This window comes from Gammaproteobacteria bacterium (assembly GCA_003696665.1).
Lineage (GTDB): Bacteria > Pseudomonadota > Gammaproteobacteria > Enterobacterales.
This window is the reverse complement of record RFGJ01000276.1, coordinates 1-13,790: the sequence shown is the minus strand read 5'-3', so window position 1 is coordinate 13,790 and position 13,790 is coordinate 1. Positions and strand designations below refer to the sequence as shown.

Annotated in this window: 16 protein-coding genes and 1 riboswitch; of the genes, 14 read left to right on the top strand and 2 right to left on the bottom strand. The window is 51.5% G+C overall.

Annotated elements, in window-relative coordinates:
• Together D6694_07665 and D6694_07660 are read left to right on the top strand one after the other, a co-directional pair.
• On the top strand, window positions 1–250 hold a 250-nt coding region (locus tag D6694_07665), incomplete at its 5' end, for an ABC transporter ATP-binding protein (protein RMH42770.1).
• A complete protein-coding gene (locus tag D6694_07660) occupies window positions 247–1,023 on the top strand; it encodes an ABC transporter permease (GenBank protein ID RMH42769.1) in 777 nt (258 codons plus the stop codon). The genes D6694_07665 and D6694_07660, both read left to right, overlap by 4 nt.
• Window positions 1,024–1,026: 3 nt before the next feature.
• Here D6694_07660 and D6694_07655 read toward each other — a convergent pair whose 3' ends face one another.
• Entirely contained in the window at window positions 1,027–1,908 is an 882-nt protein-coding gene (locus tag D6694_07655; protein RMH42768.1) for a TIGR01777 family protein, read from the bottom strand.
• A gap of 64 nt (window positions 1,909–1,972) precedes the next feature.
• Window positions 1,973–2,395 carry a DUF3718 domain-containing protein gene (locus tag D6694_07650; GenBank protein RMH42767.1) on the bottom strand — a complete coding sequence of 141 codons (423 nt, stop codon included), beginning with the start codon at window positions 2,393–2,395 and terminating at the stop codon, window positions 1,973–1,975.
• Between the two features lie 66 nt (window positions 2,396–2,461).
• Window positions 2,462–2,549, bottom strand: a riboswitch (cyclic di-GMP riboswitch).
• Window positions 2,550–2,681: 132 nt separating this feature from the next.
• Here D6694_07650 and D6694_07645 point away from each other — a divergent pair.
• From D6694_07645 to D6694_07590, 12 genes are all read left to right on the top strand, one after another.
• On the top strand, window positions 2,682–3,167 hold the full coding sequence (locus D6694_07645; protein ID RMH42766.1) for a hypothetical protein: 486 nt from the start codon (window positions 2,682–2,684) through the stop codon (window positions 3,165–3,167).
• A 9-nt stretch (window positions 3,168–3,176) separates the two neighbouring features.
• Window positions 3,177–4,712 (top strand): murein biosynthesis integral membrane protein MurJ, encoded by a 1,536-nt coding sequence (gene murJ, locus D6694_07640; GenBank protein ID RMH42765.1) that lies wholly within the window; start codon window positions 3,177–3,179, stop codon window positions 4,710–4,712.
• Between the two features lie 63 nt (window positions 4,713–4,775).
• Entirely contained in the window at window positions 4,776–5,741 is a 966-nt protein-coding gene (locus D6694_07635; protein RMH42764.1) for a bifunctional riboflavin kinase/FAD synthetase, read from the top strand.
• A complete protein-coding gene (locus D6694_07630) occupies window positions 5,741–8,584 on the top strand; it encodes an isoleucine--tRNA ligase (GenBank protein RMH42763.1) in 2,844 nt (947 codons plus the stop codon). The genes D6694_07635 and D6694_07630 overlap by 1 nt, the downstream gene beginning before the upstream one ends.
• The gene (locus tag D6694_07625; protein RMH42762.1) at window positions 8,547–9,062 is read left to right on the top strand and encodes a lipoprotein signal peptidase; all 516 of its coding nucleotides are present in this window, start codon (window positions 8,547–8,549) and stop codon (window positions 9,060–9,062) included. Before D6694_07630 ends, D6694_07625 begins: the two co-directional genes overlap by 38 nt.
• Entirely contained in the window at window positions 9,031–9,519 is a 489-nt protein-coding gene (locus tag D6694_07620) for a peptidylprolyl isomerase (GenBank protein RMH42761.1), read from the top strand. Before D6694_07625 ends, D6694_07620 begins: the two co-directional genes overlap by 32 nt.
• Window positions 9,520–9,522: 3 nt before the next feature.
• Window positions 9,523–10,458, top strand: a complete 936-nt coding sequence (locus D6694_07615) for a 4-hydroxy-3-methylbut-2-enyl diphosphate reductase (GenBank protein ID RMH42760.1) — start codon at window positions 9,523–9,525, stop codon at window positions 10,456–10,458.
• Between the two features lie 136 nt (window positions 10,459–10,594).
• The gene (locus D6694_07610) at window positions 10,595–11,104 is read left to right on the top strand and encodes a prepilin-type N-terminal cleavage/methylation domain-containing protein (GenBank protein ID RMH42759.1); all 510 of its coding nucleotides are present in this window, start codon (window positions 10,595–10,597) and stop codon (window positions 11,102–11,104) included.
• A 4-nt stretch (window positions 11,105–11,108) separates the two neighbouring features.
• Window positions 11,109–11,879, top strand: a complete 771-nt coding sequence (pilV, locus tag D6694_07605; protein RMH42758.1) for a type IV pilus modification protein PilV — start codon at window positions 11,109–11,111, stop codon at window positions 11,877–11,879.
• Window positions 11,876–12,577 (top strand): hypothetical protein, encoded by a 702-nt coding sequence (locus D6694_07600; protein ID RMH42757.1) that lies wholly within the window; start codon window positions 11,876–11,878, stop codon window positions 12,575–12,577. Before pilV ends, D6694_07600 begins: the two co-directional genes overlap by 4 nt.
• An 11-nt stretch (window positions 12,578–12,588) precedes the next feature.
• On the top strand, window positions 12,589–13,194 hold the full coding sequence (locus tag D6694_07595) for a hypothetical protein (GenBank protein RMH42756.1): 606 nt from the start codon (window positions 12,589–12,591) through the stop codon (window positions 13,192–13,194).
• A gap of 29 nt (window positions 13,195–13,223) precedes the next feature.
• Window positions 13,224–13,790 (top strand): VWA domain-containing protein (locus D6694_07590; protein ID RMH42755.1); only part of this gene is annotated, 567 nt, incomplete at its 3' end.

Sequence of the window (13,790 nt, the reverse complement as noted above, 5' to 3'; positions counted from 1 at the left end):
TGTAGAGACGTTTGTGCTTGATTTGGATGAGAAAAGTCCGAAAGTTGATGAACTGGGTGAATTTATTTTCCGTTATCGGGATGAACATTGCATCGAAGTTGATGTGCCAAAGCATATTGGCCTGAATCGGTTGTTTGCTTTGCTGGATGGAAAAGGCGTTCGAGTCATCTCAATGCGCAACAAAGCAAACCGATTGGAAGAGTTGTTTGTTCGCCTGATTCAGCGAAAAACGGTGGAAGCGAGCTCATGAGCAAGTTCACGACTTATCGCATTGCCCTGACAACCATTGTGATTAAAGAAATCACGCGTTTTATGCGCATCTGGTTGCAAACATTGGTGCCGCCAGCAATCACAATGACATTGTACTTTGTCATTTTTGGCACATTAATTGGATCACGAGTCGGTGATATGGCTGGCTTTGGTTATATGGAGTACATTGTGCCAGGCCTGATTATGATGTCGGTTATCACCAACAGCTATTCGAATGTCGTTTCATCATTTTTCAGCGCGAAATTCCAGAGACATATCGAAGAGTTAATGGTCGCACCGGTGCCGAATGCGATCGTATTGCTTGGTTATGTGACCGGCGGAGTGTGTCGCGCCGCGATCACTGCCTTGATCGTCAGCTCGATTGCCCTGTTCTTTGTCGACATCAGTATCGCCCACCTGTGGGTGGTGGTCGTGCTCGCTTTGTTGACCGCGACCGCCTTTTCGCTCGGCGGCTTCATTAACGCCATTTTTGCCAAAAAATTCGATGACATTTCGATTGTGCCAACGTTTGTACTGACGCCGTTGACGTATCTTGGCGGTGTCTTCTATTCCATACAACTACTGCCCGAATTCTGGCAGAAGGTGTCGTTATTTAATCCAATACTTTATATGGTCAATGGATTTCGTTACGGCTTTTTAGGGCAGTCAGACGTGCCAGTTTGGACGTCCATTGGCATGTGCGTGGCCTTTATCGTATTGCTTGCAAGCTGGGCGCTTTGGCTCTTGCATAAGGGAACGGGGTTACGCCAATAAGGCTTACAAAAGGCTTTTCAGGGCTTGCGTGAGACTAGGGTATTGAAACCGAAAACCATGTTCCATTAACACCTCAGGCACGCATCGTTGACTGGCCAGAAGGATTTCGCTGGCTTCGCCAACGATGAGTCGCAAGACGCTCGCGGGCATGTTAAGAAAACACGGCCGTCGAAGTTGTCTGGCTAAGGTTTTGGCAAAAACGGATTGTGGTACGGGTTCTGGGGCGGTCAGATTTACCGGCCCGATCATCGTCTCATTGTCCATGATCCAACGGATGGCGGCGACTTCATCAGCCAGGCTGATCCACGGCCAATATTGATTTCCAGAGCCGAGAATGGCACCCAATCCGAATTTAAACGGTGGCAGCATTTGTTTGAGGGCACCACCATTGCCGAGCACAATACCCGTGCGAATACAAACCACGCGACCTGATTTATAAGCGTTTGCTTCTGCCTCCCAGTCCCGACACAGTTGCGCGCCAAAGTCGAAGCCTGCGGGAGCACGTTCGGTCAATTCCGCATCACCACGATCGCCGTAATAGCCGACAGCCGAACCAGAAATCAAAGTATGAGGCGGTGAGGCCTGGGCTTCCATCCACGCCACTAATTGGCGCGTAAGTTCAATGCGACTTTGTCTCAGACATTGCTTGTAATGGGTTGTCCAGCGCCTAGCAAAGAGATTCGCACCAGCGAGATTGACGACACTGTCGATTTGTTGGTCGATATCTGCCAAGTTCCCTACAAGCCGTACCTGCTCGGGAAATTTCGTGCGATGCGCTTCCGGTGAGCGGGTTAATACAGTGATTTGATGATTGAGGGCCATCAAATCACGTATCAATGCGGAGCCGATAAAGCCGGTTCCGCCTGTGATAAGAATCCCTTGCACAAACCCTCCTGGCCAATTGAGATGGTTTGTACAAAGGATAGCTTAATAAGAGTATGAGTGGTGGCTAGCTGGCCGTTTTTTCACGGTATTTTTCGATGATGTTCTTAACGGCTGCTGGTTTTGGCGTCTTGCCACTGGCGATCAAATTGTGTCCCCATTGGGCAAAGTTTGGATCTTCCAAATTTTTTAATCCCTTTTCGCCCAAGCGAATGATAAGAAACTTGGCAACATGCTCCGCGCCAAAGAATGTTGCGGTTTTTAACAGAGAGCCCCCTTCAAAACCCTTGCCAGCGCCGCATTGTATGGCATCGTACACAGCCTTCAAATTGATTCTTGCTTCCTTAAGGCGCTTGCGGATGGCGCTGCGGTTATTTGTTTTTGCATAGTCACAAAGGGTCTGGACAGTGCGTTCGATATTCGCTGCTTGGCTTGGCAGGGCAAGTAACATGCTGAATGCAAACAGGGGGATATAAAGGAATTTTTTCATCGTTGGCAACCTCCGTTATGTTCGTATGGAAGCTGCCCTGTTGGAATATCTGGGGAAAGATTTCCGACCGGCAGCTCCGCTGTCATAGGTAAATACCCTTAGACCGGTGGCTTTGCGCTCCTCCGCTTTCGCATGAGGATAGCCTTGAAACAGTCGCCGAGCGAGGCTATCCAGTTCGTCAATGAATGTCAAGAACGAATTTTTCAAAATTGACCGTGTGGCGATAAGCTTCTACCATGCCGGGCGATATGCATGTCGCAATACATAACAGGAAGGGGGAGAATGAATGTCTTTGGTGATAAAAAAATGGTATGCGTCGAAAACGCCGGATAAAGATGGTAATTATGTTCACCTGGTTGGGAGAGAGGGTGGTTTGATCTCTTGGATTTTGTCGCTTCTGCGTATTGACGCGACGGTTGAGGTCGAGGTCAAAGATGATGTGATTCGCTTTGTATCTTCTTCTCTGGCGGGCAAGCAGATTCGGGTGATTCCAATGAAATCGATCACTTCCGCATTTTATGGCTATGAAAAACCTTGGAAGGCGGCGTTGTTGTTGACTGTTCTGTTAATGCCTGCTTTGATTGGTTTGATTGTTGGTCCGCTGTATTACATCTTGAACAAGAATCTGACTGTCGCGGTCGTTGAGGCGTCGGGGTGGGTTGGCGCATTCTCTTTTCGTCGTTCAGTGATTGAAGGGCAGAATATTGATGAAGAACGCGCTTATCAAATTATCGAACTTATTCGCACACAGATTGAAAGCCAGACAACCTGATTAAGCTGCATGTCTAAAAGTCTTTTTAAAGCGGGTGGTGTTGTCAGTCTCATGACGCTCGTCTCACGCGTTCTTGGGTTGGTGCGAGATGTCGTGCTGGCACACCTTGTCGGTGCGTCTGCGCATGCTGACGTTTTTCTACTCGCACAAAAAATCCCCAATTTTCTTCGACGCCTATTTGCAGAGGGCGCGTTTGCACAGGCATTTGTGCCAGTTTTGAACGAAACTTTGGTGCAAGATGGAAAGCCGGGGGTGCAGGCCCTGATTGATAGGGTGGCTGGCACTTTAGGTGGGGTGCTGTTGATATTGACCTGTCTCGCCATTATCGGTTCGCCTGCTGTGGCTGGTTTGTTTGGCATGGGATTTTGGGGGCAGCCGGAAAAGTTTTGGTTGCTTTCTTTAATGATCAAAATCACTTTCCCTTACCTCTTATTTATTTCGCTGACGGCGTTTGCTGGCGGGATTCTGAATACTTACGGCCAGTTTGCGGTGCCGGCCATTACGCCAGTGCTATTGAACATATCGATGATTGTCGCAGCCATTTGGGTGGCCCCGAGCTTGTCTGAACCGGTGATGGCGTTGCCATGGGCTGTCTTTGTGGCGGGTGTGCTACAGCTTTTGTTTCAGCTACCGTTCCTGTGGCGACTTGGGTTGTTGCCAAAACCTAAATGGGATTGGAAGCATTCTGGCGTACGAAAAATCTTGAAACTGATCACGCCGGCCTTGTTCGGTGTTTCCGTGACACAAATTAACTTGTTGCTCGACTCCATCTTGGCGTCATTCCTAGTCACCGGTAGCATCAGTTGGCTTTATTATTCGGACCGACTGTTGGAATTTCCTCTTGGCATTTTTGGTATTGGTATCGCGACGGTGATATTGCCAACCTTGTCCCGTCAATATTCTCAGTCTGCCGATGGTTCGTTTGCTGAAACGCTGAATTGGGCGATACGAATGGTGCTGATGGTGGGGATCCCGGCGGCAGTTGGTTTGATTATTTTGGCGGAACCCTTGCTGTTAACGTTATTTCAAAGAGGGGCCTTTACTGTTCATGATGCCACGCAGGCAGCGGCGAGCCTGATGGCATACACACTAGGGCTGAATGCCTTTATGCTGATTAAGGTGTTGGCGCCTGGGTTTTATTCACGGCAGGACACCAGCACGCCGGTACGGATTGCGATTCGCGCTATGGTCATCAACATGATGGCCAATTTGGCATTATTTTGGTGGCTCGGGCATGTTGGACTGGCACTGGCAACGTCACTGTCGGCCATCGCAAATGCATCAATGTTGTGGCGGGCTTTGCGCCGAGACGGATTGTCGTTTTCAGCTGGCATAGGCAGGTGGAGCCTGAAAATAGCCGTCGCGAGCAGCATGATGTTATTGGCAGTCGATTGGCTGAATCCTGAAATGAGCTGGTGGCAGCACGCCGCACTCATTGACCGGGTTTGGCAAATCAGCAAGCTGTGCGTTTTCGGGGTTGCTGTGTACATCGTTGGTCTGTGGGTATCGGGCATCCGTCCGGCCCATTTGCATACCACTGCGTAAAGCATCGCCAACGACGTAGGTGATCGGTATAATCGGACGCCTTGCGAATTGGACAGTACATCCATGCGAATTGTTCGCGGTTATACCCATTTACAGAATCTGGCCGCCTCCATTGTCACAGTGGGCAATTTTGACGGTGTGCACCGGGGACATCGGTCGATCATTGAGACGGTGGTTCGGCAAGGAAAACGTCACGGCCTGGTGCCGACGGTGGTCACTTTTGAGCCGTTGCCGGAGGAGTATTTTGCGCACATCAGGCAGCTGTCACCGATGGCGCGATTAACGACCATGCGCATCAAAGCCCAACGGTTGGCGCAGCTGGGCGTCCAGCAACTTGTCATACTCCCCTTTACGTCACGGCTGGCAACGATGGAAGCGGAACGTTTTTTGGAAGCTATTTTGATTAAGGGATTGAATGCGCATTCGTTGGTCATTGGCGATGATTTTCGTTTTGGGCACCGTCGCCGTGGTGATTTCGCCTTGCTGCAAGCCATGCAAAAACAATATGGTTATACGTTGGAGGCGAGTAGTTCAATTCTTCACGATGGTGTGCGTGTTTCTTCAAGTCAAATTAGACAATGGTTGGCAGACGGCGAGATGGCTCGAGCAAACCAAGCCTTGGGATGGGAATGGTATTTTGAAAGCCGGGTAGTGCAAGGCGATCGACTCGGACGTACAATTGGCTTTCCGACAGCCAATTTGCGTCTGGGAAAAATTCGACCGCCGCTGTCTGGTGTCTATGCTGTGGTAGGAGGACGCCCGGGGCGTTCGGAAATTTGGCAAGGCGTTGCCAATGTTGGAATAAGGCCGACAGTCTCGGGCGGGGTATGGCGATTTGAGGTGCATTGGTTTGATGTGGATGACAATTTGTACGGTCAGCGACTTTGGGTGCGTCCCATCGCGCGCGTACGTCCAGAAAGTAAGTTCGCTTCGTTGGCTGCCCTACAACGACAAATCGAGGCGGATTGTCGTGCCGCAAGAGCCATTCTCAGTGAACAAAATCAAATGGAATCACGGGTGACAGAGTAATGACTGACTATAAACAGACGTTGAATTTGCCACAAACTGACTTTCCTATGCGCGGCAATCTGGCTAAGCGCGAGCCGGAAATGCTGGCACGGTGGGAGGCTTTAAATGTTTACGAAAAAATTCGTCGGGCCCGTGCTGGTCGAGAAAAATTTATCCTGCATGATGGGCCGCCGTACGCCAATGGTGATATCCACATTGGTCATGCTGTCAACAAAATTCTTAAAGATATTGTCATCAAAAGCAGAACGCTGGATGGCTATGATGCCCCCTATGTTCCTGGCTGGGATTGTCATGGGCTGCCCATTGAGTTGAATGTCGAAAAACAAATTGGCAAGCCAGGTGCCAAAGTCAGTCCGGCCGAATTTCGACAACAATGCCGTGCTTACGCAGAATCGCAAATTCAGCGACAAATGCAGGACTTCCGTAGGTTGGGTGTACTTGGCGACTGGGCCAACCCCTACCGCACTATGGACTATTCGTATGAGGCTAACATTGTCCGGGCGTTGGCTAAAATCGTTAAAAATGGACATTTACATCGTGGCTTTAAGCCCGTCTATTGGTGCACAGACTGTCGTAGCGCCTTGGCTGAAGCGGAAGTCGAGTACCGTGACAAGCGCTCGCCAGCCATTGATGTCACCTTTACGGTCCTTGACGAAGGGCAAATTTCTGAACGTGTTCACTTGCCCGAAGGTATGTCGGCATTTCCTGCGGGTGGAGCGCTGGAAATCGTCATCTGGACAACAACGCCCTGGACGTTGCCGGCCAATCAGGCAGTGGCAGTGCATCCGGAGCTTGACTATGTGGTGGTCGAAACTGCCAAGGATTCGACAGTTGGCCATCGGCGGTTAATTGTAGCGCAGGCATTACTACTTGACTGTATGGCGCGCTGGGAGGTCAGTGACTATCAGATTATCGGTTTTCTTAAAGGGGCAGATCTTGAAAACGTGCAGTTGGCGCACCCATTCCTAGAGCGGCAGGTACCGGTCATTCTAGGCCGCCATGTCACCACTGAAGCCGGCACAGGTTTGGTGCATACTGCGCCTGCCCATGGTTTGGATGATTTCATTATTGGCCAGCAATACAATTTGCCGGTTGACAACCCAGTGAACGATGACGGTGTATTCGCAGAAGACGTCCCTTATGTCGCTGGAGAATTCGTTTTTTCGGCCAATCAGGCCATTATTGAACTTTTGCATGAGCGGGGCTATCTGCTCAAGCAAGAAGCCATACAGCATAGCTATCCGCACTGCTGGCGTCACAAAATCCCGATCATTTTCCGGGCCACCCCCCAGTGGTTCGTCAGTATGACGCAAGCCGGTCTCCGAGAACAGGCGTTATCAGAAGCAGAAAAAGTACAATGGATACCGGACTGGGGGCAGGCGCGTATCGAAAGCATGTTGCAGCAGCGACCGGATTGGTGCATTTCACGACAACGTACATGGGGTGTGCCCATTGCGTTGTTTGTGGATAAGCGCACCGGCGAGTTGCATCCAAATTCGGTTGAGCTGATGGAGAAGGTGGCGGAGCGAATTGAGCAGGATGGTGTGCAGGCGTGGTATGACCTAGACCCACGTGAGATTCTCGGGGACGAGGCCAATGACTACGCCAAGGTGCAGGATATCCTGGATGTCTGGATTGACTCGGGCGTTAGTCATTATTGCGTTCTTGCACAACGTGATGAACTGGCGCGACCTGCCGATTTGTACCTTGAGGGCTCTGACCAGCATCGTGGGTGGTTTCAATCTTCGCTGCTGACTTCGGTGGCAATGGATGGTCATGCTCCTTACCGCCAGGTGCTGACGCACGGTTTTACCGTCGATGAAAAAGGCGAAAAAATGTCCAAGTCACGCGGCAACGTGGTGGCACCGCAAAAGGTGATCAATTCACTTGGTGCGGACATACTTCGCCTTTGGGTGGCTTCCACTGATTATACCGGCGAGATGGCCGTCGGTGATGCGATTCTCAAGCATGCGGCAGACCGTTATCGAAGAATACGTAATACAGCGCGTTTTCTTTTAGCCAATATCCATGGATTTGACCCGCAGACGGATGCCCTTGATTTCGATGATTTGTTGCCATTGGATCAGTGGGCCATTGCCCACACACTGGAGACACAACAGGCCATCGTAGCTGCGTACCAGAATTATGACTTTCATGAAGCGATGCAAAGGCTCCACTACTTTTGTTCGGTCACCATGGGCGGTTTTTATCTCGACATTATCAAAGACCGTCAGTACACCGCAAAAACCGGCAGTCGACCGCATCGTTCCTGCCAAACAGCGATGTACCACATTCTGGAAGCGATGGTGCGTTGGATGATGCCGGTGCTCTCGTTTACCGCAGATGAGATTTGGCAGCATTTGCCTTATCGGGAGACCGAAACACCATTCGATGCCGAGTGGTATACAAAGCTCAGTCCGTTGCCTGAGGGCGCGCCTATTTCCATGTCAGACTGGCAAGCCATCGTGAGACTGAAAACCGCTGTCAACAAGGCGATCGAAGTGGCCCGCAACGCCAAGTTGATTGGTGGAAGCCTTGAAGCACAGGTTGACCTATATGTTAATGATGAATGGCGTTCACGTCTTGGTGGTATCGGAGAAGAACTTCGTTTTCTCCTCATTGTGTCCAAAGTGACCATGCACTCAATTGGTGATGCGGATGCGCATGCGGAATCAACGGAGTTGTCTGGACTGCGAATTCGCGTCAGGCCAGCCGAAGGAGAAAAATGTATTCGGTGTTGGCATCGGCGGCCCGATGTGGGCGTGAATCCAGAACACCCCCAGCTATGCGGCCGCTGTCTCGAAAATGTGGTTGGTGACGGAGAGGAGCGTCGCATTGGCTAGGGAATCGGGGCAGATTCGTTGGTTATGGCTTAGCGCCATGGTGCTGATGCTTGATCAGGTGAGCAAGTGGCTTGCTGAGCGTTTCTTATCGTTCTATGAACCAGTGCCTGTGATACCGGGATTTAATTGGCTGCTTGCTTACAACAAAGGGGCGGCCTTTTCCTTTTTGGCCACGGGCGGGGGCTGGCAGCATTACCTGTTTGGCCTATTGGCCGCGGTTGTGTCCGTTGGTTTGGTGATTTGGATGCGCCGGATGGCGGCGCACGAAAAAATCAGCGCCATCGGTGCGGCGCTCATTATAGGCGGCGCCATTGGTAATTTAATTGACCGTGTCCTATGGGGGCATGTCATCGACTTCATTGACTGGTATATCGGGCGTTATCACTGGCCAACATTTAATCTGGCCGATGCGGCAATTACGGTCGGCTGCGTGCTGATGATTTTTGATGCTTGGCGCTCGGAGTCACGCCATGAGTAGTGCGATACTTGTGCATTGGCAATGGCGACTGCCTGACGGAACGCTCATTGAAGACTCCAGAGCCAGGAATCGTCCTGTGTTACTTCGACTTGACGACGACAGCTTAAGTACAGCGCTTAAGAACCAGGTCGCAGACATCAAACCCGGGGAGCAACGTGTATTCAGCCTGCCCGGAACCGACATTTTTGGGCCGTACGAGCCAAACCGTGTACAGTTCCTGGAGCGACAACGGTTCCCGGAGCCAGCGTCGTTGAAGGAAGGGCTTGTTATTGAGTTTGCTATGCCAGATGGCCAAACGGTGCCCGGTGTTATCAAACAAATCGTTGGGGATTCGGTGACGATAGACTTTAATCCACCTTGGCTGGAGACACAATTGACGATTGAGGTGGAATGTCTTGGGCCAGCGCCGACTCGTGACGACGGCATACAGGCGATACCGGTGAAACTAGAGGACTGAACGGTGAATATTTATTTGGCGAATCCGCGTGGTTTTTGTGCTGGGGTTGATCGTGCGATCGAGATTGTTAATCGGGCCCTCGCGCTGTTTGGCGCACCGATTTATGTTAAGCACGAAGTGGTGCACAATCGTTATGTTGTCGACGGTTTGCGTGCCAAAGGGGCCAGATTCATTGAAGATCTGAATGAAGTGCCGGATGGTGCCACGCTGATATTTTCCGCACATGGCGTATCGCGAGCGGTACGGGATGAAGCGACGAGGCGAAAGCTGCGCGTCTTTGACGCGACCTGTCCTTTGGTGACAAAAGTGCACATGGAGGTGGCACGTGCTGCACGGCGCGGCATTGAATGTGTGCTGATTGGCCATCGCGGCCATCCTGAAGTGGTCGGTACGATGGGGCAGTACGACAATCCGGACGGTGGTATCTATCTGGTGGAATCTGTTGAGGATGTCCAAGCGCTTGAGGTCAAAAATCCAGAGCAATTATTTTATGTGACCCAGACGACATTGTCCGTCGATGATACACATCGGATTGTCGAAGCGTTACGCGAGAAGTTCCCGTCGGTGCAGGGGCCCAAAAAAGACGACATTTGTTACGCCACACAGAATCGACAGGATGCGGTTCGTGCGCTTGCTGGTCATTGCCAACTTGTGCTGGTTGTCGGGTCGAAAAATAGCTCGAATTCTAATCGTCTCAGAGAATTGGCGGAAAAATGTGGTGCCCGAGCTTACTTGATCGACGGAGCCGGCGAAATCGACAGCGGTTGGCTTGACAATGTGAGCGATGTCGGTGTCACCGCCGGGGCATCGGCACCAGAAGTTTTGGTGCAAGCGGTCGTTGCCCGATTGCGTGCTCTGGGCGGACAATTGGTCGAGACAAATACCACCGTGCAGGAAGATATGGTGTTTGCATTGCCACCTGATTTGCGCTCGCCTTAAATTTGTGACGTAGTTAGCAAAAATTTTTGTCTTCATGCCAGTTGTCGGCCGATCGATGCATTCAATCGGCCACCCCCTTGATCTTTGCGACCAAGCTCCTCATCCTACAGGCTAAGTATGTCTCAGTTGGGAGTCCATGGTGGGGACGAAACGTGCTCAAAATGGCTTAACCGTCATTGAATTGATGCTCACCATCGCTGTGGCAGGCGTCTTGCTGGCCATGGCGGTTCCGGTGATGCGTGGATTTATTATGGACAACCGATTAACGGCACAGGCGAATGCGCTCGTCAATGCCATCAAGATAGCGAGGACAGAAGCAGTCAAGCGTAGAGTCTCAATGGAAGTCGCACCGATTAGTGGTGATTGGGATAACGGTTGGCTTGTTCGTGATGTGGCCAAAACCATCACAGTGTTCAATTACGAAATGGCGCCAGGTATTGAAGAGACGGGAGGTGGCATGCCTGCCAGTATTGTTTTCCGTCCATCAGGGGCGCGCAGCGTCTTGACACCCGTTGTCGCGAAGCTCTGTGACGACCGGAAAAAGGGGCGCCGGATTGAAATTCGTGGACTCGGAATCACCAGTGTCTGTTGGATCAACTATCCAGGACGCGCGGAGGCATGTACCAGTGATAACAGCTGCTCGTAAGAAAATGGTGAACGCAAAACAGTACGGTTTTTCTTTAATCGAGGTGCTGGTGGCGGTGCTGGTACTTGGGATTGGCTTGCTTGGTTTTGCTGCCTTGCAGCTTTCGGCTGTCAGTAGCGGTGAGGAAGGTTATTATCGCAGCCAAGCCACTTTGATTGCCCAAGATTTGGCTGATCGCATGCGCGCCAATCGAGATTATGTGAATTGGGATATGCGAGCCCACTTGAGGGCCACTGGCGCCGTTGATCCAACATTTGATCAGAATGTCTACGGGCAAACTGGGGGCACAATTTATAACTGTGCCGTGCCACCTGTACCGTTTTGTGCCGACAACGGAGGGGCGCCAGCGGCTGCCTGTAACGAACAACAGTTGGCGATCTTTGATACTTATGAAGTCTGCTTGTCCGCACAAAACTTGTTGCCTGGCGGGCAGGTTCGGGTGGTCTGTACGGATGCGGATGAGCAAAATCCAGCCGTCGATCCCAAGCCAAATCCGTACCAAATCAATCCGACGACTGGTGTGGGGCATCCGGTGTTTCTGCCAACGTCCGATGCACCGGACGGTACTACGCTGACAGGCCCGGATGGTGATAATTGTAGTCCCGGATCAAAATACACCATTTTCGTTGGCTGGCAGGCTAATGCAGTGAAGGCTGATACCGGTGAAGTTGGACAGATTATTGATGCCCGGTGTCAAGCGACGCCAGCGGATGTGCCGCCGGTGCCAGGATTCCCGGAAGGCATGAACTGTGTTTACATGGAGCTGATACCATGATGGGCGCTCAGATGGTTACGCTCAGGCATGCTCGAGGATTCACCCTGATTGAGCTAATGATTGCTGGCCTTTTGGGGCTCATTCTGACAGCAGGACTGATCCAGATCTTTGTCGGGACTGCGCAAACCACGAAAGTACAGGCGGCGGTCTCCGATGTGCAAGACAAAGGACGTCTGGCCATGGAATTTCTCACGCGGGAAATCGAAAATGCAGGCTTTGTGGATGACACGCTTTTGCCTGGTGGCTTTTCGACGTTACCGGTCAATGTTGATTTTGCGGTCACGGCAGACGGTGATACCGATACTTTACAAATCCAATATGTCGGCACCGTGGACTGCACCGGTGCAGTGATTAATGGAGTGATTACCAATACCTTTGACGTGGTGAATGGTGAGTTACGATGCAATGGGCAGCCACTGGTCGATGGTGTCGATGGTTTTCAGGCGCTTTACGGTGTCGACAGCGACAATGACGGTTTTGTGGATCAATACATGACCGCAACACGTGTCGTGGCGACAGGTTCGCAGACACGAGTGCACTCTGTCCGTATCTCCCTGTTGATTTCGACGCTCAATAACGTTTTTCCACGGACAACGGCGCAAACCTTTCAATTGCTAGATGCGCCAGCGGTTTCCTTCAATGATCGGCGGTTGCGCCGCCAGTTTACCACCACGGTCGTTTTGCAAAATCGGCCGTAGGAGGCGGAGTTATGAATGGGCTTGAGAAAAACGTGAACAAGAATCGACAAAATGGCGCCACATTGGTGGTTGCTCTAGTGATCTTGATGATTTTGACAGTGCTTGGTGTGAGTGCGCTGACGACCAGCACTAATTCGGAGTCAGCCGCAGCCAGCATACAACAAGCGCGTTTGGCTTTTTATTCTGCACAGAGTGGCTTGGGGGCGCTTCGCACGGTGGGTAATGCGGGCAATGATCTGACAGATCCCGGTCATATTCTGGCGTTGACTCGCAATCTTATGGATCCGGCAAATCCAAATAGCACCGATCCCGCCAATGCCCTTGTGCGCTGTGCGGATCGAAACGGTCTCCTCGTCGCGGACTGCACGGCTGCCTTTTTGGAAGATGTATTCAAATCTCGTGTCCGAGTTTGGTATCGGGGATGTCAAGGGCCTGCGACAGCTTGCCCTGGTTATAGCCTAGGGGTTGGGTTGACGATGCCAGGATGTCATCGTTACCAGGCAGAGGGCACAGGCTGGATTGATATAGATGGCAACGGTACGCCTGATAATTCGGATGAGACGCAAGGGACCGTTGAACAGTGGTTTACTGAAGTCGCACTTTGTGCGGGTTCGTGACATGGTGGTAGGCACCGGAGGGTATGACAATGGGTAAGTGGTTGCATAAATGGTTGTTCAGCACGGCCATCGCGGTATTGGTGGGGTTTAGCAATCCGACGGTGTGGGCGGACGACATCGAAATCTATGTAGGCACGAATGCCAAGACGGTACGTCCGAATATCCTGTTCATCATGGACACATCCGGTTCAATGCGCAGTACGGTCCCGGGCACCGGAAAATCCCGTTTAAAAATCATGCAGGAAGCGCTAAATGAAATTCTGGACTCGGTGTCGAATGTTAATGTGGGTTTAATGCGCTTTACCGCCGGTGCCAATGTCAATGCGGGCGGTCCAATTCTCTACCCGGTGCGTTATGTGGATGCTGCGGCCACAACACCCAAAGTCGAGAGTCAGATCAATGCCTCGTCCGATGATGCCGTCGAAGACTTGGCCACTGGCGCTGTGAATACCACGCAGCCCGCCATTGATATGGTGGAGGGCTCTGCCACAAGTATCCAAACGGCCACATTGCCAGTTGCGACTGGCAACTACCAGGAGAACGGTCGAGTGAGTACGGTCGGCGGTAGTTGCTGCAGCTATATGGGATTTGGGAAT